Source organism: Pseudomonas sp. (assembly GCF_036387035.1).
Taxonomy (GTDB): Bacteria; Pseudomonadota; Gammaproteobacteria; order Pseudomonadales; family Pseudomonadaceae; genus Aquipseudomonas.
The window spans coordinates 1-20,824 of record NZ_DASVUM010000155.1 but is presented as its reverse complement, the minus strand read 5'-3'; the positions used below and the strand labels follow the sequence as shown (position 1 = coordinate 20,824).

At 63.9% G+C, this 20,824-nt stretch carries 18 protein-coding genes and 2 pseudogenes; 3 read left to right on the top strand and 17 right to left on the bottom strand.

Going from position 1 to position 20,824, the window contains the following annotated elements:
• Window positions 1–1,636: 1,636 nt before the first annotated feature.
• The 3 genes from VF672_RS14965 to moaA all read left to right on the top strand — a co-directional run bounded on the left by VF672_RS14965 (window position 1,637) and on the right by moaA (window position 5,206).
• Window positions 1,637–2,986 (top strand): sodium:proton antiporter, encoded by a 1,350-nt coding sequence (locus VF672_RS14965; RefSeq protein WP_331105352.1) that lies wholly within the window; start codon window positions 1,637–1,639, stop codon window positions 2,984–2,986.
• Window positions 2,987–3,302: 316 nt separating this feature from the next.
• Window positions 3,303–4,130, top strand: coding sequence for a formate/nitrite transporter family protein (locus tag VF672_RS14960; protein WP_331105351.1), 828 nt, complete (start codon window positions 3,303–3,305; stop codon window positions 4,128–4,130).
• A gap of 77 nt (window positions 4,131–4,207) precedes the next feature.
• A complete protein-coding gene (gene moaA / locus VF672_RS14955) occupies window positions 4,208–5,206 on the top strand; it encodes a GTP 3',8-cyclase MoaA (RefSeq protein ID WP_331105350.1) in 999 nt (332 codons plus the stop codon).
• Between the two features lie 53 nt (window positions 5,207–5,259).
• Here moaA and VF672_RS14950 read toward each other — a convergent pair whose 3' ends face one another.
• The 17 genes and pseudogenes from VF672_RS14950 to phnC form a co-directional block, all read right to left on the bottom strand.
• Window positions 5,260–5,589, bottom strand: a complete 330-nt coding sequence (locus VF672_RS14950; RefSeq protein ID WP_331105349.1) for a thioredoxin family protein — start codon at window positions 5,587–5,589, stop codon at window positions 5,260–5,262.
• Between the two features lie 153 nt (window positions 5,590–5,742).
• A complete protein-coding gene (locus VF672_RS14945) occupies window positions 5,743–6,564 on the bottom strand; it encodes an alpha/beta hydrolase (protein ID WP_331105348.1) in 822 nt (273 codons plus the stop codon).
• Between the two features lie 1,221 nt (window positions 6,565–7,785).
• Window positions 7,786–8,358 (bottom strand): annotated as a pseudogene (locus VF672_RS24655) (methyl-accepting chemotaxis protein); the annotation flags it as partial.
• A 552-nt stretch (window positions 8,359–8,910) separates the two neighbouring features.
• Window positions 8,911–9,579: pseudogene (locus tag VF672_RS24650) on the bottom strand (cache domain-containing protein); the annotation flags it as partial.
• Window positions 9,580–9,925: 346 nt separating this feature from the next.
• A complete protein-coding gene (gene phnP / locus VF672_RS14935) occupies window positions 9,926–10,675 on the bottom strand; it encodes a phosphonate metabolism protein PhnP (RefSeq protein WP_331105346.1) in 750 nt (249 codons plus the stop codon).
• Complete coding sequence (gene phnN, locus VF672_RS14930; protein ID WP_331105345.1) at window positions 10,666–11,232, bottom strand: phosphonate metabolism protein/1,5-bisphosphokinase (PRPP-forming) PhnN; 567 nt, start codon at window positions 11,230–11,232, stop codon at window positions 10,666–10,668. Before phnN ends, phnP begins: the two co-directional genes overlap by 10 nt.
• Window positions 11,232–12,395: an alpha-D-ribose 1-methylphosphonate 5-triphosphate diphosphatase gene (locus VF672_RS14925; RefSeq protein WP_331105344.1), complete on the bottom strand. Its 1,164-nt coding sequence runs from the start codon at window positions 12,393–12,395 to the stop codon at window positions 11,232–11,234. The genes phnN and VF672_RS14925 overlap by 1 nt, the downstream gene beginning before the upstream one ends.
• Window positions 12,389–13,129 carry a phosphonate C-P lyase system protein PhnL gene (gene phnL, locus VF672_RS14920; protein WP_331105343.1) on the bottom strand — a complete coding sequence of 247 codons (741 nt, stop codon included), beginning with the start codon at window positions 13,127–13,129 and terminating at the stop codon, window positions 12,389–12,391. The genes VF672_RS14925 and phnL overlap by 7 nt, the downstream gene beginning before the upstream one ends.
• 22 nt (window positions 13,130–13,151) lie before the next feature.
• A complete protein-coding gene (phnK, locus tag VF672_RS14915) occupies window positions 13,152–13,982 on the bottom strand; it encodes a phosphonate C-P lyase system protein PhnK (RefSeq protein ID WP_331105342.1) in 831 nt (276 codons plus the stop codon).
• Window positions 13,979–14,839, bottom strand: a complete 861-nt coding sequence (locus VF672_RS14910; RefSeq protein ID WP_331105355.1) for an alpha-D-ribose 1-methylphosphonate 5-phosphate C-P-lyase PhnJ — start codon at window positions 14,837–14,839, stop codon at window positions 13,979–13,981. The genes phnK and VF672_RS14910 overlap by 4 nt, the downstream gene beginning before the upstream one ends.
• A 38-nt stretch (window positions 14,840–14,877) precedes the next feature.
• Window positions 14,878–15,951: a carbon-phosphorus lyase complex subunit PhnI gene (locus VF672_RS14905; RefSeq protein WP_331105341.1), complete on the bottom strand. Its 1,074-nt coding sequence runs from the start codon at window positions 15,949–15,951 to the stop codon at window positions 14,878–14,880.
• Window positions 15,951–16,568, bottom strand: coding sequence for a phosphonate C-P lyase system protein PhnH (gene phnH, locus VF672_RS14900; RefSeq protein ID WP_331105354.1), 618 nt, complete (start codon window positions 16,566–16,568; stop codon window positions 15,951–15,953). The genes VF672_RS14905 and phnH overlap by 1 nt, the downstream gene beginning before the upstream one ends.
• Window positions 16,569–16,591: 23 nt before the next feature.
• Window positions 16,592–17,077, bottom strand: coding sequence for a phosphonate C-P lyase system protein PhnG (gene phnG / locus VF672_RS14895; protein WP_331105340.1), 486 nt, complete (start codon window positions 17,075–17,077; stop codon window positions 16,592–16,594).
• A 14-nt stretch (window positions 17,078–17,091) separates the two neighbouring features.
• A complete protein-coding gene (phnF, locus tag VF672_RS14890; RefSeq protein WP_331105353.1) occupies window positions 17,092–17,814 on the bottom strand; it encodes a phosphonate metabolism transcriptional regulator PhnF in 723 nt (240 codons plus the stop codon).
• A 78-nt stretch (window positions 17,815–17,892) separates the two neighbouring features.
• Window positions 17,893–18,681, bottom strand: coding sequence for a phosphonate ABC transporter, permease protein PhnE (gene phnE, locus VF672_RS14885; protein WP_331105339.1), 789 nt, complete (start codon window positions 18,679–18,681; stop codon window positions 17,893–17,895).
• Between the two features lie 106 nt (window positions 18,682–18,787).
• Complete coding sequence (gene phnD / locus VF672_RS14880) at window positions 18,788–19,792, bottom strand: phosphonate ABC transporter substrate-binding protein (RefSeq protein ID WP_331105338.1); 1,005 nt, start codon at window positions 19,790–19,792, stop codon at window positions 18,788–18,790.
• Window positions 19,793–19,859: 67 nt separating this feature from the next.
• Window positions 19,860–20,693: a phosphonate ABC transporter ATP-binding protein gene (phnC, locus tag VF672_RS14875; RefSeq protein WP_331105337.1), complete on the bottom strand. Its 834-nt coding sequence runs from the start codon at window positions 20,691–20,693 to the stop codon at window positions 19,860–19,862.
• Between the last annotated feature and the right edge of the window lie 131 nt (window positions 20,694–20,824).

The following is a 20,824-nucleotide window of genomic DNA, read 5'->3' as shown; positions in this document are numbered from 1 at the left end:
TGCAGCCAGTGAGATTCGCGCTGGCACCGGCATGTAGGACCGGCTTTAGCCGGGAAGGCGTCGGAGGCCACACCGCAAAATTGATGGTGTACACAAAGGCCTCTTCCCGGCTGAAGCCGGTCACACTCAAACGCATTGCGTGCAGCCAGTGGGATTCAAGGGGCGCGCCGACCTGTGGGACTGGCTTTAGCCGGGAAGGCGTCAGCAGTCACACTGCAAAATTGATGGTGTACCGAGAGGCCTCTTCCCGGCTGAAGCCGGTCCCACTAAAAGGCATCGCGTGCAGCCAGTGAACTTCGCGATGTCGCCGACCAGTGGGACCGGCTTTAGCCGGGAAGGCGTCAGCAGTCATACCGCTGGATTGATGGTGTACACACTGTCCTCTTCCCGGCTGAAGCCGGTCCCACTAAAAAGCATTGCGTGCAGCGAGTGGGATTCAAGGGGGTGCCGACCTGTGGGACCGGCTTTAGCCGGGAAGGCGTCAGCAGTCATACCGCTGGATTGATGGTGTACACACTGTCCTCTTCCCGGCTGAAGCCGGTCCCACTAAAACGCATTGCGTGCAGCCAGGAAAAAGCAATGCGTGCAGCCAGTGAGATTCGCGCTGGCGCCGACCTGTGGGACTGGCTTTAGCCGGGAAGGCGTCAGCAGTCACACCACTAAATTGATGGTGTACCGAGGGGCCCCTTCCCGGCTGAAGCCGGTCCCACTAAAACGCATCGCGTGCAGCCAGTGAGATTCGCGCTGGCACCGGCATGTAGGACCGGCTTTAGCCGGGAAGGCGTCGGAGGCCACACCGCAAAATTGATGGTGTACACAAAGGCCTCTTCCCGGCTGAAGCCGGTCCCACTGAAACGCATTGCGTGCAGCCAGTGAGATTCGCGTTGGCGCCGACCTGTGGGACTGGCTTTAGCCGGGAAGGCGTCGGAAGCCACACCGCAAACTTGATGGTGTACACAAAGGCCTCTTCCCGGCTGAAGCCGGTCCCACTAAAACGCATTGCGTGCAGCCAGTGAGATTCGCGCTGGCACCGACCTGTGGGACTGGCTTTAGCAGGGAAAGCGTCGGAGGCCACACTGCAAAATTGATGGTGTACCGAGAGGCCTCTTCCCGGCTGAAGCCGGTCCCACTAAAAAGCATCGCGTGCAGCCAGTGAAATTCGCGCTGGCAGCGGCATGTGGGACCGCATGTAGCCGGGAAGGCGTCAGCAGTGACACCGCTAGATGGATGGTGTACATAAAGGCCCCTTCCCGGCTGAAGCCGGTTCCACTAAAAAGCATTGCGTGCAGCCAGGGATATTCGCGCTGGCACCGACCTGTGAGACTGGCTTTAGCCGGGAAGGCGCCAGCAGTCACACCGCTAGACGGATGGTGTACACAAAGGCCTCTTCCCGGCTGAAGCCGGTCCCACTAAAACGCAACGCGTGCAGCCCGTGAGATTCGGGTTAGCACCGACATGTGGGACTGGCTTTAGCCGGGAAGGCGTCGGGCGCCGCACCGCACGATGGGTGGCGAGCGTCCGGCCAATCGGGTGCTTGGCGCGCCGGTCTCCGGAATCCGTCCGACATCTGTTTCAACTATCCCTCCCTCCTAGAGTCACACACTCATTCCCGCCCCTAGACGGATGACGAACCCGGATGAGTTTCATTCTTTGCATGACCGTCTTCGGTGTCCTGCTGATGCTGCTGGCACTGACTTCTTCTTACCTGCGCTGGCTACCGGTGACCACGTCGGCGGTGTGTCTGGCGTTTGGCGCAGCCATCGGGCCCTGGGGCCTGGACATCGCGCGGCTCGACGTGCGCGATGCGCGGCACTGGCTCGAACGCCTCACCGAAATCGCCGTGCTGTTTTCGCTGTTCAACACCGGCATCAAACTGCGCCTGCCCCTGCATCGCAGCGGTTGGTATTCGGCGTACCTGCTGGCCGGACCGGTGATGCTGGCGACCATTGCCGGCGTCAGCCTGACCGCGCATTACGTTTTTGATCTGTCGTGGCCGATCTCGCTGTTGCTCGGCGCGATGCTGTCGCCCACCGACCCGGTGCTGGCCGGTCTGGTGCAGGTCAATAACGCCAAGGACCTGGACCGGGTGCGCTTCGGCCTGTCGGGCGAGGCCGGACTCAATGATGGCACGGCGTTCCCCTTCGTGATCTTCGCATTGATGTTCATCACCCACGGCGCGTCCGATTTCGACTGGAGCCAGGGCTGGCTGCTGAAAAACATCATCTGGGGCGTGCCGGTTGGGCTCCTGATCGGTTACGGCCTGGGACGCGGTGTCGGCCACCTGATGATTTACCTGCGCATCAAGAACGAAGACAGCACCATGTCGCCCAACGACTTCCTCGCCCTGGCGTTGATCGCGATTGCGTATGTCGGCGCCGAAGGCCTTGGCGCATACGGCTTCCTGGCGGTGTTCGCGGCAGGCATCGGTTTGCGCCACGCCGAGGTCAGGGCGACGCAATCGGACACCCCGGCCGAACACTTGGCGATTCCGGTGGTGGGCCATACCCACAGTGACCCTGAGTCCGCGATCATGGGCGACCGCGATGCGCTGTCCGACAGCCAGCTTGCCGCCGGCGTGATGATGGGCGACATGATGGTCTTCGGCAGCCTGGTGGAGCGCGCCATGGAGGTGCTGCTGATCACCCTCCTCGGCGCGGCCCTCGCCAGTTACTGGGACTGGCGCGCCGTAGGCCTGGGCCTGGCGTTGTTCTGCGTGATCAGGCCCCTGAGCGTCTGGCTGCTGATCAGCGGGCGTCTGTTGACGCGGCCGCAGAAGGCACTGGTCGGCTGGTTCGGGATTCGCGGCATCGGCACCCTTTATTACCTGTGCTACGCCCTGACCCATGGCCTGCCGGCGGAGGCGGTGCACACCGTCATCAGCCTGACCCTGTCGGTCGTGGCGCTGAGCATCCTTCTGCACGGCATCAGCATTCAGCCTCTGCTGGAGCGCTACGAGCGCAGCATCAATCAGGGCAACGACGGCTAGCAAGAAATCCGCCGTCGGCTGAACCGAGGCGGCCGCTCTATAGGGCCGGGATGCCCGTGATAGACAGCGTCGATGACTCTATCGGAACAAGCGATTGGACGCCCCGGAGGACGATCGGTAGCGTGCTCACTAATTGATCAGGTCTTTTGGGCGCGCTCTGCCCTGCGGTTTAACGTCGCAGCACACCCACCAGAGATCGGCGCCGTGTCGGCTGACACCCCCGCGCACCAAGACTGGATGCTTGAACCCTCCTTCATTTATGCGTTACGGCCCGTTGCGTCGCGGCGCAGTTCATTGCGTGTGAGCCCGGAAAACTATGTCCATCAATACACCGCAGCAGATTGCCGAGATCACCATCGAAGCCGGCGTGAAAAAATCCCACCTGCCGACCCCGGCGATCCTGGTGTTGGGGTTTCTCGCCGGCGCATTCATTGCCCTGGGCTTTTTGCTGGACATCCACGTCAGCACCATGATTCCGGCGCCATGGGCCTCGCTGGGCAATCTGATGGGCGCGGCGGTGTTTCCGATTGGCCTGATTCTGGTGGTCCTCGCTGGCGGCGAACTGCTCACCGGCAACATGATGAGCCTGCCGACCGCCCTGTTCGCCGGGCGCATTCCGCTGTCTGCGGTGGTCCGCAACTGGACGCTGGTGACCCTGGCGAACCTGCTGGGCGCGTTGTTCGTCGCGTACTTCTTCGGCCACGTGCTGGGCCTGACTGAAGGCGCGTACCTGGCTAAAACCCTGGCGATTGCCAAAGCCAAGGTCAGCGCCGACTTTGGCCAGGCGTTTATTTCCGGCATTGGCTGCAACTGGCTGGTGTGCCTGGCGGTCTGGTTGTCATATGCAAGCAAGGATGTGACCGGCAAGATCATCGGCATGTGGTTCCCGATCATGGCCTTCGTCGCCATCGGCTTTCAGCACGTGGTGGCGAACATGTTCGTGATCCCTGCCGCCATCTTTGCCGACGCGCTGAGCTGGACCGATTTCGTCGAAAACTTCGTCCCGGTGTTCCTGGGCAACGCGGTGGGGGGTGCAATTTTCGTCGGGCTCGCGTATTACGTGTCCTATTCGAAAGCCATTGAGGCTTCGACCGCCGGCGTCCAGGCTGCAACGATTGAGCCGCCGGCCGCCAGCAAGGTATAACGCCGCTGCCGCGCGTTTGTCCTGTCGGTAAACGCGCACCCTGTTTCTGCCACGCGTCACGCTGTTGAGAGTAAGCAATGTCAGATCGAGTCCTGTTGGACGGCTATTCACGCAAGGTCGATTACGTACGCATGTCAGTGACTGATCGCTGCGATTTTCGCTGCGTGTATTGCATGGCCGAGGACATGACGTTCCTGCCACGTCAGCAGATTCTTTCCCTCGAAGAAATCCACCAACTGGCCGAGCGCTTCGTCGCGCTGGGCACCAGGAAGATTCGCCTGACCGGCGGTGAGCCCCTGGTGCGCTCCGGCATCGTCGGGCTGGTTCGCAGCATCGCCGCCCTGCCCGGCCTGCGCGAACTGTGCATGACCACCAACGGCTCGCAACTCGACAAACTCGCGGTGCCGCTGTTCGAGGCGGGCCTCAAGCGCCTCAACATCAGCCTGGACAGCCTCGACCCCGCCCGCTTCAAAGAGCTGACCCGCACGGGAGACCTGAGCAAAGTCATCGCCGGCATCGACGCCGCCAACGCAGCAGGCTTCCAACGCACCAAGCTCAACTGCGTGGTGATGCAGGGCCGCAACGACCACGAGATCAACGATCTGGTGGCCTTCGCGATCGATCGCGGCGTCGACATCACGTTCATTGAGGAAATGCCCCTCGGCGTGATCAGCGAACACAGCCGCGCCGAGTCATTTTTCTCCAGCGACCAGGTGCGCGACACAATCGCCGAGCGCTACACCCTGGTCCACTCCACCGAGTCAACCTCCGGGCCGTCGCGCTACTGGCGCGTGGCCGAGGCACCGGACATCCGCATCGGCTTCATCTCGCCCCACAGCCACAACTTCTGCGCCACGTGCAACCGCGTACGGGTCACGGTCGAGGGCCGCCTGTTGCTGTGCCTGGGCAACGAGCATTCGGCAGACCTCAAAGCCGTGCTCAGGGCCAACCCCGGCCAGCCGGAGAAGCTTGAAGCCGCGATTGTCAGCGCCATGCAGCTCAAGCCGTGGAAGCACAATTTCGAGCTCAACGATGACGTTCAGGTGGTGCGCTTCATGAACATGACCGGCGGCTGATGCACGCCGTGTCATGGCGTTTGCACCGCCGCTGACCTTCTGCCCTTACGCCTTCACCCTTCCTGCACCAGCGTCTCGAACGCTTCTTCGACTTGGCTCGCGCCGGTCGGCCTCACCAGGCGCAGCACTTCCAGACCGTCACGCATCAACACCAGCGTCGGCCATAGCTTCACCTTGAACGACCGCCCCAGACGCCGCCCGCTGCCGTCTTCGATTTTGATGTGCCGTACCTGCGGGTACTCGGCCAGGACGCGCTCGATCACAGGTTGCGCCGCCGCGCAGTGCCCGCACCCGTTGGCGCCGAACTCCACCACGATGCAGCCAGGCAAGGCGTCGAGTTCGGCGCGGGTCAGGGTTTCCGGGCGGTAAGGCTGGACGGTCATAGGTACACTCCACGCAGTTGGGGGTGCGACCAGTCTAAGGGGGACGTTGCCAAGGCGCATGGGCTTTTGGCGGTGCGGCGACTGGTGGGAGAGCTGGATCGGATGGCACACAAGCGCCCGGCGAGCGGCCGGACGTTTGTGTTTTCAGGCCTGTCAGCCCTTGATAAAGCCAAGCAGGATCTCGTTGATCTCGGCCGGTTGCACGTTGCACATGCCGTGCGCGCCGCCTTCGACCACTTTCAGCGTCGAGCCTTTTACCAGCTCGTGGCTCTTGTAGCCGGAGGCGGCAATCGGGACGATCTGGTCGTCATCGCCGTGCAGGATCAGGGTCGGGACGTCGATCTTTTTCAGGTCTTCGGTGAAATCGGTTTCCGAGAACGCCTTGATGCAGTCGAACTCGCCCTTGATGCTGCCGAGCATGCCGATGGACCAGAACGAATCGATGGCGCCCTGGGACGTCTTCACGCCGTCACGGTTAAAGCCAAAGAACGGCACGGCGAGGTCTTTGAAGAACTGCGAGCGGTCGGCCGTAAAACCGGCGCGGATGCCGTCGAACACGTCGATCGGCAAGCCTTCGGGGTTGGCCTCGGTTTTCAGCATGAGTGGCGGCACCGCACCAATCAGGACGGCCTTGGCGACACGGGCAGTGCCATGGCGACCGATGTAACGCGCCACTTCACCGCCGCCGGTGGAGTGGCCGATCATGATGACGTCTTTCAGGTCCAGTGCTTCGAACAGCTGCGCCAGGTCGTCGGCGTAGGTGTCCATGTCGTTGCCTTCCCACGTCTGACCGGAACGGCCGTGGCCACGACGGTCATGGGCGATCACGCGATAGCCGTGCTGGCCGAGGAAGAGCATCTGCGCGTCCCATGCATCACCGTCGAGCGGCCAGCCATGGGAGAAGACGATCGGCTGACCGGTGCCCCAGTCTTTGTAGAAAAACTCGGTACCGTCTTTCAGGGTCAAGATAGACATGCGACGCAATCCTCGGGAAAAGTGCTGGGAACGTTCAGCGTAGCCGCGGATGGCGAATGTGCATTGTCGATATGTGCTGGTTTGCGCTTCGCTTGATCAGCGATCAGCGATCAGCGATCAGCGATCAGCGATCAGGATCAGGATCAGGATCAGGATCAAGGGCGTCGGCCTAACGGCCTCGGGTTTCGCCTTCGGCGAGTTACTTGATAAAGCCCCAAGTAACCAAGGGCTTGTGCTCCTGGTTGGGTTCCTCCTTCGTCGGAATACCCTCACTCCGGTCTCGCTCCGTGGGCCCGCGCCGAACGGACATCCATGTCCTGACGGCGCTCTCGCCGCATCCATGCGGCTCAGCCCACTGCGCGAGACCTGCGTTCAGCCTGCACCCAAGTCGCGTTCTGTGGTGTCTGGACTTTTTGCGTAAGAAGATCAAAAGCGCTTAGTAGGACCGGCTTTAGCCGGGAATAGGCCGGTGTGGCCACCATCCATTCCGCAGAATGCACGCGTCGCTGTGAGTGGGACCGGCTTCAGCCGGGAAGAGGCCGGTGTGGTCACCGTCCATTCCGCAGAAGGCACGCGTCGCTGTGAGTGGGACCGGCTTCAGCCGGGAAGACGCCGGTGTGGCCACCATCCATTCCGCAGAATGCACGCGTCGCTGTGAGTGGGACCGGCTTCAGCCGGGAAGACGCCGGTGTGGCCACCATCCATCTCGCAGAACGCACGCGTCGCTGTGAGTGGGACCGGCTTTAGCCGGGAAGACGTCGGTGTGGCCACCATTCATTCCGCAGAATGCACGCATCGCTGTGAGTGGGACCGGCTTCAGCCGGGAAGACGTCGGTGTGGCCACCATCCATTCCGCAGAATGCACGCGTCGCTGTTAGTAGGACCGGCTTCAGCCGGGAAGACGCCGGGGTGGTCACCGTCCATTCCGCAGAATGCACGCGTCGCTGTGAGTGGGACCGGATTTAGCCGGGAAGAGGCCGGTGTGGCCACCATCCATTCCGCAGAATGCACGCGTCGCTGTGAGTAGGACCGGCTTTAGCCGGGAAGACGCCGGTGCGGCCACCATCCATCTCGCAGAATGCACGCGTCGCTGTGAGTGGGACCGGCTTCAGCCGGGAAGAGGCCGGTATGGCCATCGGTGATGTCGCGGCATGAGATTCCGGGCGGCCATCGCTTGCGCAGCGCTGGCCGCCGGGTCCGTCATGTTGTGCAGGAGGTGCCTCAGGCTCGCTTGCCACCGCGGCTCAGTGCGCCCAGACGCCCGGAGATCGACTGCATGCCTTTACCCAGTTCGCGCAGGGTGCTGGCATCCCGTGCGCCCTGTTCGCTGGACGCATGGATGCGCACCGCCAGCTCGTTGATTTCGTGCGTCACATGGCTTTGCTCCTGCGCCGCCACGGCGATCTGGTGCGCGCGCTGCACGATGTCATCGAAGCTATAGACGGTGGTGCCCAGCGTGGCGGCGACATCGACGGCCTGTTGCACGGACTCGCGGGTACGCTCGGCGCCGTTCTGCATGGTCGAAACCGCTGCACTGGAGGCTTGGCGAAGCTGGGTGATCATCTCCTGAATCTCGCTGGCCGAGGACTGGGTCCTGCCAGCAAGGGTGCGCACCTCATCGGCCACGACCGCAAAGCCGCGCCCCTGCTCACCGGCACGCGCCGCTTCGATGGCGGCATTCAGCGCCAGCAGGTTGGTCTGTTGGGAAATCGATTTGATCACTTCCAGCACGCTGCCCACCCGCTCGATGTCATCGCCCAGCTGGGTCATGGCGCCCGCAGCGCCGGAAATATCCGTCGCCAGGGCTTCGATGAACTGACTGTTGCTGTTGACCTGATCCTGGCTTTTCTGGGCATCGCCCAGGGAGCGCCGGGCGGTGTCGGAACAATCGGTGGTGTTGTGCGCGACTTCGTTGGCACTGGCGGACATTTCGGTGATGGCCGTCGCCAACAAGGTGTTGTCCTGGCGCTGGGATTCGGCGCGCTCGGCGAGGCCATGGGACAGCTGCGCCAGATCGTTGGCCTGACGTTCCAGGGACACCGATTCCTCGGCGATCCGGTGCAGCATGTCACGCAGCGATCCGGCGTAATGGTTGACCGACGCCCGCAATGCACCGAGCTCGTCAGCACGCAAAATGGCCAGCTGCGTATCGGTATGGCCGCCCTGCCCCAGGCTTTCGATTTGCGCGGTGGTTTCTTCCAGCTGCGTCAGCAGCCGTTTGCCCGCCAGCCAGGCAAGGCCCAGCAGTACGCCCAGAAGCGGCAGCAGGAACAGCAGAATCTGCGCGGTCAGCCGGTTGGCAAGATGCACGACCCGGGCTTCCGGGGTCACCAGACCGATGCGCCAGCCGGTGCCCGCCATGGTCGCGAGCGTGACGTAGGCCGGACCGCCGAGGCGGCCATCGTGGTCCAGCCTCAAGGTCGAGAGTGTCGAGGCCGTGCTTGCGAGCTGCTCGGCGACTGGTTTGAACCACGGCTGCTCCTGGCTCAGACCGGTAACGGTCAGCAGGCCCTTGCTGCCCTTCGCGTCGGGGAAATACAGCAGGTTGCCCGAAGGGTCCACGGCGAATGCATAGCCGTCGGTGATGCCGCCTTTCTCTTTGAGGAACGCGGCGAGGCCGTCGAGCTTCAGGTCGATGGTCGCGACGCCGGCGAACACGCCTTGCGCCCGATAGGGCACGCTGCAAGTGGTCATGGCCACGCCACTGACCGGGTCCTGATAGGCATCGGACCAGACGCAACGTCCTGCCGCTGCGGATTTGGCCCCGGTGTACCAGGACTCAGCCTGATAGGGCGGTGTCTTGGCCTGGTTGTATTCGTCCGAGAAATCCAGCTGGTTGCTGGCATTGCGCGCCCAGAAAAAGCTGCGACGCTCGGTGCCCTTGGTGAACGCGTCGGGTTCGGGCCACAGCCCGCCTCCCGCAATGGCCGAATCCCCCTGGCTGTCGATCAGACCGGGGATATTGCTCAGGTACAGGGCTTCTTCGTGGGGCAGCGTTTCGGCCAGCAACGCCATCGCCGCTGCCGTCCCTTCGATACGGCTCAACGGCAGGGCCAACTGGCGGGTAATGGCGCTGGCTGACTGCTCCGCCGACTCGGTGCCGGCCGCCACCAGTTGCGGTTTACCTCCCAGGGTCATGACGGCGTAAATCGCCACGGCCGTGAGGATCAGCAATGTCAGGATCCCCAGGGTCATGCGTCCAGCGATACGGCGGGGAATCAAAGACATGGTCGAACTCCGAAGAAATGCAGGCGTACATTTGCAACGGCCATGGCAGGAAAAAGTTGAAGCCGGAACGATGGTTGACGGGCAAGGGCGACAGTCGGTCATGCACGGCGTTGCCGCGGACTACCCGCCGGGCTCAGACCTGCATCCCGTCCCGCCCCACAATCACCTCATCGGGCAGTTCAGCGCCATGCTCCCTCAGCCACGCATCCAGGGTGTGCCCGACATGGGTCAGCACGGCCCTGCCGGGCGTGAGTTCGCTAATGATTTTCAGCGCCAGGTTCAGGTCGTTGTGGTTGCGCGGTGTTTGCGGTTGCGGCGGCATGGAGCAATCCAGAACCAGCACGTCCAGCGTCTGCCGTTGCAGAAACGCCTGGGTGTCGCGGGGCAGGCCAACGGTGTCCGTGAGGTACGCGATTCGGCGGCCGCCGCCTTCCAGCAAGTAACCCAACGTCGGCTTTGAATGCAGCAGCGGCAGCCCAGTCACTTGCAACTCGCCGAGCACGCGGCTTTCGAACGGCGTAAACGGCTGGCTGAAGTCGAGAATCCCGGGATGTTTATACAGGTCCGACAGCCCTTCCGGGTCCACCGGGCCGTGTACCGGAATCACCAGCCCCTGCCCCCAGCGCAGGTGCAGCAGGCCCTGGGCGTGGTCGGCGTGGTAGTGGGTCTGGAGAATGCCGCTGAGGCTGCGCGGCGGGAAGCGTTCGGTGAGGTCCGGCAGGCCGCTGTCGATCAACCAGCGTTGCGCGCCCAGCTCAACCAGTGCGCAGCACGGCTGACGGCGCAGGCGTTCGTCGGCATGGGCCGCCTGACACGCCGCGCATTCACAGCCGTAAACCGGCACCCGCCGCGCATCCCCCGTGCCCAAGAGGGTCAGGCGCATGCGGGGGCTCGCGCCAGGCGCTGCAACAAACGGGCGACCGTCTGTTCCAGCGCGCCGGAGTTGTCCAGCACGATCAGCGCCGGGTCATGGGCCAGCAGGTCACCGGCGAATTGCGCGTTGCGCGCCAGCCGCGTTTCGATGTCCTCGGCCGACTCTCGCGCCCGGCTCAGCAAACGCTCGCGCAATACCGCCTGATCCACCGTCAACAGCACCGGCAACAGCTCGGGGTATCGCGCGCGCGCCTGAGGGAGATGCCCGCGCGAGCCGTTGACCAGCACGTCGTGACCCTCGGCCAGCCATTGATCGATCTCGTTCGGGATGCCGTAATGCAGGCCATTGGCGGACCAGCTCAAGGCGAATGCGCCCTGGCCCTGCAGCGCCTCGAAGCCTTCGACACTGACGGCCTGCGCCGCTTCGCCCCTGGCTTCCGCCGAGCGGGTGATGACCCGCCGCACGATCCGGCAGCCCAGCTCCGCCAACGGCGCACGGGCCGCTTCCAGCAGGCTGTCCTTGCCCGAACCCGACGGCCCGATGAGATAGATCAACCTGCCTGCCATCAAAACACCCTCTTCGCTTGTCGCCAGACTTGTTGAATGATGGGCAGCGTACCCACGGCCCGGGCGTGGATCAGGTCGGCGCGCAGGCCGACACGTATCTCGCCGCGGTCGTGCAAGCCGGCCGAACGCGCCGGCGCCAGGCTCACCGTGGTGACGGCGCGCGCCAGTCCGGTGCCCGTTGACTCATCCGCTGCATCCAGCTGTGCGCCCAGGGTGAACGCCGCCTGCAACAGGCTGGCCGGATAGTAATCGCTGGAGAGAATATCCAGTAGCCCTTCTTCGGCCAATGTCGCCGCCGCAATGTTGCCCGAGTGCGAGCCACCGCGAACGATGTTCGGCGCGCCCATCAAAACGCTCATGCCCAGACGCCGACAGCCTTGCGCGGCTTCAAGGGTGGTCGGGAACTCGGCGATGCTCATGCCATAGGCCGCCGACTCCTCCACGTGAGCCAGGGTCGCGTCGTCGTGGCTGGCGACCGACAGCCCGCGCGCCAGGCAGATGTCGACGATGGCCCGACGATAGCGGTCGCTGTAGGTCTTGGAATTGGCGACCTGCTCGACGATGAATGCGTCCATCTGCTCGCTGCTCAGGTGGTACTTGCCCATGTAGTACTCACGGTACTTGGATTCGAGGGCGAACTGGCGCTGACCCGGCGAATGGTCCATCACCGACACCAGCTGCACCAGGGGTTGCTCGACCAGGTCGCGAAACACGCTGAGGGTGTCCGGGTGGCAGACTTCGCAGCGCAGGTGCAGACGGTGTTCGGCGCGGGTCATGTCGGCGGCGTTGGCCCTGGCGATCGCGTCGACCATCCCTGGCAGTTGCTGCATGCGCTTGCCCTTGGGATTGACGTCGCCAATGGACAGCGCGTCGAACACGGTGGTGATGCCCGCCGCGATGATCTGCGCGTCATGACTCATCACCGCCGACGCCGACGGCCAGTCGACGCCGGGCCGCGGGCTCAGGTGTTTTTCCAGATTGTCGGTGTGCAGTTCGACCAGCCCCGGCAGCAGGTAATCACCGCCGAGGTTCTGGGCCCGGGCCAGTTGGCTGACGCCCTCGTCGACGGCGCTGATCAGACCGTCACGCAGCACCACGGTGCCTGTGAATACGTGATCGGCGGTGACGATTTTGGCGTTGGTCAGGATCTGTTCGTTCAGCATTGTTCGGCCTCCTTCTGGCTCGACGCCGTCGAGCGGTGCGCAGAATCCTCTGGCGGGGTCATGTCCAGACGGCGGTCGCCTACGGCTTCCCGGGCCAGTCGGTCATGGAAGATGCCAATCACCGCAGCGCCCGCGCGTTTTGCTTCATTGACCAGTTCGAGGACCACCTGGCGATTGCCGTCGTCCAGCGAAGCCGTCGGCTCGTCCAGCAGCATTACCGGCCACGGGACCATGAAGCCGCGGGCGATGTTGACGCGTTGCTGTTCGCCGCCGGAAAAGGTGCCGGGCGCCAGTTGCCACAGGCGCTGGGCAATGTTCAGGCGACTGAGCAACTGCTCGGCGCGGGCCTGGGCCTCTTCGCGGGACCCGCCCCGGGCGAGTGCCGGTTCCATGACCACATCCAGGGTGGCGACGCGGGGGATCACGCGCAAAAACTGGCTGACATAGCCGAGGGTCTGCTGACGCACTTGCAACACCTGCCGGGGCGCAGCGTCGACCAGTTCCAGCCACTCGCCCCGATGCTGCACGCGAATGCTGCCGCCGGCCGGCAGGTAGTTGCCGTACAAGGTGCGCAGCAAAGTGCTTTTACCCGCGCCGGAATGACCGTGAAGCACCAGGCATTCGCCGCCACTGACGGAGAAATTCAGGCCGCGCAGCACGTTGAGCACCACGCCGTTCTGCTGATGCAGGGTGAAGGTTTTCGAGAGGTCACGGACCTCGATCAGCGTGTTCATTGAAGGCATCCCGAAAGTCGGCTCATGACTGCAGCACCGAAGACACCAGCAGCTGCGAATACGGATGTTGCGGGTCGTCGAGGATCTGATCGGTGAGGCCGGTTTCGACGACGTGGGAACGGCGCATGACCATCAACCGGTCGGCCAGCAGGCGGGCCACGGTCAGGTCATGGGTGACGATCACCACCGCCAGGTCCAGCTCACGCACCAGCCCGCGCATCAGGTCGAGCAAGCGCGCCTGCACCGACACATCAAGGCCGCCGGTGGGCTCATCCATGAACACCAGCCGCGGGCCGGACACCAGATTTCGGGCGATTTGCAGGCGCTGCTGCATGCCGCCGGAAAAGGTTCGCGGCAAGTCGTCGATGCGCGCCGGGTCGATCTCCACCTGATTGAGCCAATCCAGCCCCGCCGCGCGCAGCGCCTCGTAATTGCGCACGCCCTGGGCCATCAGCCGCTCGCCGATGTTGGCGCCAGCCGACACGGCCATGCGCAGGCCGTCGCGGGGGTTCTGCTCGACGAAGCCCCACTCGGTGCGCAGCAAGGTGCGGCGCTCGGCCTCGCTGGCGCTGTACAAGTCCAGCCAGTCGCCGGCGCGTGTGTGGGTGTCGGCACGGCGGTAATCGATGACGCCGCTGTCTGGCGGGCAACGGCCACTGAGCAACGACAGCAGGGTCGATTTGCCCGAGCCGGATTCGCCGACGATGCCCAGCACCTCGCCTGGGTACAGTTCGAAATTGACGTCCTGACAGCCCTTCTCCGGGCCGTACAACTTGGTCAGCCCACGCACTTTGAGCAGCGGCCGGGTGCGGTCGCTGACCGCGTCACGGTCGATCCGTTGAGCGGCATTCATTGGGCGGCCCTCCCCTGACTGACCCGTTGCGCGCAGTAATCGGTGTCCGAGCAGACGAAACTCTGGGTGCCCTGGTCGTCGAGGATCAGTTCGTCGAGAAACGAATCGTGGCTGCCGCAGATGGCGCAGTCGTGCGCCCACTTCTGCACTTCGAAGGGATGATCTTCAAAGTCCAGGCTGGTGACGCGAGTGAACGGCGGCACCGCGTACAGACGCTTTTCACGGCCGGCGCCAAACAGCATCAACGCCGGGCTCATGTCCAGCTTGGGGTTGTCGAATTTCGGGATCGGCGACGGGTCCATGACGTAGCGCCCGTCCACCGTGACCGGGTAGGCGTAGGCCGTGGCGATGTGGCCGAAGGTGGCGATGTCCTCGTAGAGCTTGACGTGCATGACGCCGTAATCATTCAGCGCGTGCATGGTGCGGGTCTCGGTTTCCGACGGCTCGATAAAGCGCAGCGGCTCGGGAATCGGCACTTGGTACACCATGATCTGATCGGCGTGCAGCGGTGTTTCCGGGATGCGGTGACGGGTCTGGATGATGGTCGCGTCGGGGGTGCGCTCGGTGGTCTCGACGCCGGCGGTGCGGGCAAAGAAGCGACGGATCGACACCGCGTTGGTGGTGTCGTCGGCGCCCTGGTCGATCACTTTGAGCACGTCGTCGGCGCCCAAAATCGCGGCGGTCAACTGCATGCCGCCGGTGCCCCAGCCATAGGGCAACGGCATTTCACGGCCACCGAACGGGACTTGATAACCGGGAATCGCCACGGCCTTGAGCAGGCCGCGACGGATCATGCGTTTGGTCTGCTCGTCCAGGTAAGCGAAGTTGTAGGCCTCATCACGCGGTGTCTGCGGCATGGGCGACGGTGGTTGCGGCTGCGGCTGTGTAGCGGCGTTCATCGGGCCTGCTCCTGAGAGGGCTTGCGCAGTGTGCGGATCAGCTCCAGCTCGGCTTGAAAGTCGACGTAATGGGGCAACTTGAGGTGCGAAACGAAACCTGCCGCCTCGACGTTGTCGCAGTGCGCCAGGACAAATTCCTCCTGCTGCGCCGGCGAGACGATCTCCTCGCTGTACTCACCGGCGCGCAGGGAGCGGTCCACCAGGGCCATGCCCATGGCTTTGCGTTCAGCGTGTCCGAATGCCAGGCCGTAGCCCCGGGTGAACTGCGGCAGCTCGCTGGCAGAGCCGACGAACTGGTTGACCATCTCGCACTCGGTCACCTCGATGGTGCCAATGGAAATCGGGAAACCCAGTTCGTCCGGCTCGATCCACACCTCCACTTCACCGACCCGGATCTCGCCGGCAAACGGATGGTTGCGGCCATAGCCGCGCTGGGTCGAATACCCCAGCGCCAACAAAAAGCCTTCATCGCCACGGGCCAGGGCCTGCAGGCGCTCGGCGCGAGTGGCCGGGTATTCCAGCGGCTCGCGGGTCATGTCGGCGACCGGCGCGCCGGTGTCCTGCTCGTCCTTGATCAAGCCTTCCTTCGCCAACAGCGCCAGCACGCGCGGGCAGGCCTGGACGGCGGCGTCGGGTTGCGTGTCGGGGCCGGGAAACTCGCCTTCGGCCAGCAGGGTGAAGTCGAGCAAACGGTGGGTGTAATCGAAGGTCGGGCCCAATAACTGCCCGCCGGGGACGTCCTTGAACGTGGCCGACAGTCGACGGCTCAGCTGCATGGCCGAGGTGTCGATGGGCAGGCTGGCGTTGAAGCGCGTCAGGGTGGTGCGGTAGGCGCGCAGCAGGAAGATCGCTTCGACCAGGTCACCGGCCGACTGCTTGATCGCCAGCGCCGCCAGTTCGGCGTCGTACAGCGAGCCTTCGCTCATCACCCGGGCAACGGCCAGGGGCAATTGCTGACGGATCTGTTCCACGCCAAGCTCCGCGACGCAGGGGTCGCCGCGGCGTTGTTTGGCCAGCAGTTTGTGGGCATTGTCGATGGCCTGTTCGCCACCCTTAACGGCAACGTACATCAGGCGGCTCCTTTGGACAGCTGGGGCTTGAAGAGCACTTGGGTGCTGCGTGGCAGGCCGAGCATTTCGTTGCCCGCGACAAAGAACACGTCGATCCCGCGAGGGAAGTCAGTGCGCGCTTCGCGCTCCTGCCAGAACGCCTCTTGCAACGGCAGGCTGACGTGGTTTTTCGTTTCGATGCCGGGCCCGTGCCAGGCCAGTTGATTGCCGCCTTGCAGGCTCGGGAGCTGGACCAGCAACGTGCAGGACTGGTCGGGGTAGCGGTCGTTGCCCAGGTCAAAACCGCTGAGGTCGTGCAGCTGGCTGTCGTCGAGCAGCGCAAAGCGCGCGTTTTCCCGGTCGCTGACGATCGGGCAGCCACAATGGAACGTCAGGTTGGCGCGGATGGCCCGGGTGTCGAAGACGGGCGCGAGCCACAGCGGCGTGTCGATGTCCAGCAATGCCAGGCACAGGGCGTGGCTGGCAGCGGCGAGGCCTTCCAGGTGCGGCGGTGTCTGCGTGGCGGGCAGGCTTTGCGCGACTCCGGGGCCGGCCAGCGCCTTGAGGGCGGCGCGAAAGCTGCGCTGGGCATCCAGCACCGGATCGGTAAACGCCGGCTGCAACAGCGAAGCGGGCAAGGTGGCGGTGGCGAGACGTGTGCTCATGCGTTTTCTCCTCTGACCAGGGTGAAGAAATCCACTTTGGTCGCAGCGGTTTCGGCTTGTTGTCGGGCCCGGCGCAGGTCTTGCGCACGGGCCAGCGGGTCGATCAGGTCAATGATCCAGTGCGACTGACGGGCGCCCTGCAAATGTGCGTCGGCCAGGGCGGCGAGTTCGGCATGGGTTTTGTCGCGACCGGCCACGTAGCTGAAGCCGGTGCGACCATCGGCCAGGCGCACCACGCAGCGGGTCACGGTCATCTCGCCGACGTTGAACGGCGCCCCGCTGCCGCCCATGCGCCCGCGCACCAGGGTCATGCCGATTTCCGGCGCGCGGATCAGTTGGTAATCGGCATCACGCAGGGCGGCTTCGTGGGCCAGCAGTTCGGCGCGGTGGCTGCGCGCGAGCACGCCCATCCAGTGCTGGCGGGCGCACGCCCCGCCCGCTGAAGCGTCCGCGGCGGTGGAAGAAACAGGTGTGGCAGTCATCGAGGGCATCTCCGTCAGGTGACGATCTGATACTGGAAGCGATCGGAACGGCTGGTGGAATGGGCAACCTCCACCGGGTTTCCGTGCGCATCGTGGGAAAGGGTGAGCACCGTCAGGGCCGGCAGATGACGCGGCATCAGCAGCACGCTGGCTTCTTCGCGACTGGGCAGACGCGCGCCGATCAGGCTGAAGGTGCGGGTCAACGGCAGCTGGCGCTCGGCAAGAAACTGGCGCACCGAACCGCTGGCGTAGTCGGCAATCAACGCCGCGCGGGTGGCGCAGTAGCGATGGCGGATCAGGCAGACGGGCTGGCCGTCGAGGCGGCGCAAGGTCTGCAGTTCGATCAGCGGCGCCTGGGGTTCAAGGCCCAGATGCTCGGCCTCCTGCGCGGTCGCCATGCAGTGCCGGCGTTGCAGCAGCACCGCTTCGACGCCATGGCCCAAAGCCGCGAGGGATTCACTGTAGGCACTGCCGGCAGCGACCGGGTACACCAACGGACGCCCCAGCACTTGGGTGCCCTTGCCCTGACGGCGCAGCAAACTGCCTTCGCGCACCAGTTCGTCGATGGCCCGGCGGACGGTGTGCCGGTTGACCTCGAAGCGCGCGGCCAGCTGGATCTCCGCCGGCAGGTAGTCGCCTGCGGTGTAGCGGCTGAGTTCATTGCGCAGGGTCTGCGCCAGCTCGCGGTATCTGGGTTCACGATGCACGGGCTCCCGCTGCAACTGCTCACGATGCATGAACTCGCGATTCATCGGTTCGGTTTGTCTAGACAACTGCATGGCTGAAAAAAGGGTTCGCACCCTCTCCTGTCGTCGTTAGATGAACTGCTTGCGCAGGCGCTGGGAGAAAATGTCGATGACGCTCACCACCAGGATGATCACCAGCAACACCGAGCAGGTCTGGGTGAACTGGAACGCGCGGATGTTTTCCCAGAGGATCACGCCGATCCCGCCGGCACCGACCATCCCCACCACCGTTGCCGAGCGAACGTTGGATTCGAAGCGGTACAGGGCGTAGGAAATCCACAGCGGCATGACCTGCGGAATCACCCCGAAGATCACTTCCTGCAATGCACTGGCGCCGGTGGCGCGTACACCCTCAACCGGACCGGGATCGATGGCTTCCACCGCTTCGGCAAACAGCTTGGCGAGCACGCCGGTCGTGCTGATCCACAACGCGAGGACACCGGCAAACGGGCCCAGACCGACCGCCACCACAAAGAGCATGGCGAAGACCATTTCGTTGATGGAGCGAAAGGCATCCATGACCCGCCGCAGCGGTTGATGAATCCACCACGGGGTGATGTTGTCCGCGCACAGAATGCCCAGCGGCACCGAGCAGATGATCGCCAGCAGCGTCCCCCACAGGGCGATCTGCACCGTGACGAGCATTTCTTTCAGGTAGGCCCGCCATTCGTGGAAGTCGGGCGGGAAGAAGTCGGCGGCGAAGGTCGCCATGTTGCCAGCGTCGCGGTACAGCGCCAGCGGGTTCATTTCAGCGCCGTGCCAGGCCCAGGCCATCATCGCCAGGAACAGGCCCCAGCCCAGGTAGTGCGGCCAGCTGCGCGTGCCGGCGGCTTCGATGTAAGCAGCGTGAGGGGTCATAAACAGTCCGGTTGCGAACGGGTGAATCATCATGACTGGCGCGCTGTGCCCGCACGGGTTTACCCACACGGGGCTTAACCCACACGGGAACAGCGCGCCGCGTGCATCAACCCGCCTTGGCGGTGCCTTGTTTTTCCAGCTCGGAAATACGGTCCTGCAGCTTGGTCAGCCCGGCGTCGATGTCTTTCAGGCGGGTCGCCTTTTCGTCGGCGCTGAGGGTGGTGCTGGCGGTGGTTTCGGTCTTCTGCTTGAACAGCTCGAGCTGGCGGATGGTCAGCAGCTGGTCATCGGAGGACTTGAGGAACTTGCTCATTTGCATGTTCTTCAGCACGGCCTTTTCTTCGTCGGTGTCGCCGTAGTTGGCGAAGAAATCACGGATCTTCTTTTTCTCGGCATCCGACAGACCCTTGCGCCAGACCATCGGGTCAGCCGGAATCAGCGGCGACTTCCAGATCACCTTGAGCATCGCTGCCTTGTCCGGTTGAGTGACTTCCAGACGGTCCCAGCTTTCGGTGTTGAAGGTCGCGACGTCCAACTGCCCTTTGGCGACGCTGAGGGCGTTGACCTCATGGCTGGAATTGAGCGTGCGCTTGAACGCCGTGGCCGCGTCCACGTGGTTCTGGGCGAAGACGTAGTAGCCCGGCACCAGATAGCCGGAAGTGGAGTTCGGGTCGCCGTTGCCGAAGGTCAGTTCCTTGGCATGCTTGAGCATGTCCTCCACCGAATTGATCGGGCTGTCCTTGCGCGCAATGATCACGCTCCAGTAACCGGGCGCGCCGTTGGCGGCAGCGGTCTGGGCGAAGATCTCGCCGCCGGAGCGGTCCACTGCCTCCATCGCGGCCTTGTTGCCCAGCCAGGCCACGTCGACTTTGTTGAAGCGCATGCCCTGGATCAGGCCGGCGTAGTCAGAGGCGAAGGTGGCGTTGACCTTGAGGCCGGTCTTTTTCGACATGTCGTCGAGGAACGGCTGCCAGACGCTTTTCAGGTTCTGCGATGACTCGGTGGACATGATGCCGAAGTTGATGGTGCTGTCGTCTGCCTGCGCAGTGCCCGTGAGGCAACCGGCAACAACAGCGGCAGACGCGAACAGGCGCCCGATACGGTTCAACATGGGGAACTCCCGGAGCTGGTTTTGGGGGTGGGGTTAACTGTTTTCGGTTATCGGTGCTGCACCTGAGTCAGGCGCGGGCGATCATCAGTCGCGACGGTCGTTCGCTGTCCCGCGCCGTGCCGTCGAACATCAGACTGGTGGCAGCGTCGGCACCGTAGAGGTCATTGAGGAATTGGCTGTTGAGTTCGGCGCCGTTGCCGTCGAAGTGAATGCGCCCGGCTTTGAGGGCCACCGCGCGCGGGCAATAGCGCACGGCGTAATCCACCTGATGCAGGGTGACCACGACGGTTTTGCCGTCCCGGCGATTGATGTCGGCGAGGATTTCCATGACCTTGCGCGCCGACTCGGGGTCCAGCGAGGCGATCGGTTCATCGGCGAGGATGACTTCGGCCTGCTGGGTCAGGGCGCGGGCAATGGCCACGCGTTGCTGCTGGCCGCCGGACAGGGTCGAGGCACGCTGCGGCGCCAGATCGGCCAGGCCCACGCGGTCGAGATTGGCCATGGCACGGGCCTTTTCCTCGGCGTTGAACAGGCCCAGGCTGCCACGCCAGCGCGGCATCCTGCCCAGGCAACCGAGCAGCACGTTGTCGAGCACGCTGAGGCGATTGACCAGGTTGAATTGCTGAAAGATGTAGCCGATGTCGGCACGCAAGCGGCGCACCTTGCCGTTGAGCCGGCCCGAGGCCTGAACTTCACGCCCCAGCACCTGAACGCTGCCGCCGTTGCTGCGATCACAGCAGGCCAGCCCGGCAAGATGGCGCAACAAGGTGGATTTGCCGGAACCGGAAGCGCCAATCAGCGCAACCATTTCCCCGTGTTGTATAGACAAAGCAAGGTCAACCAAAGCGGTCTTTCTGGCGAAGGTCTTGTTCAAGCGGTCGACAAGGATGGCTGCGGTCATGGGCTTCTCTGGTGTTGTGGTTCCAGCGTCCTGCCGGGGATGAATGATCAGCCGCACGACCGTCCATGGCCGCGTTCGGTGCGAGTGACATTAGGGGCAGCCTGTGGCAGTTCCATGAACCGAAGATGACG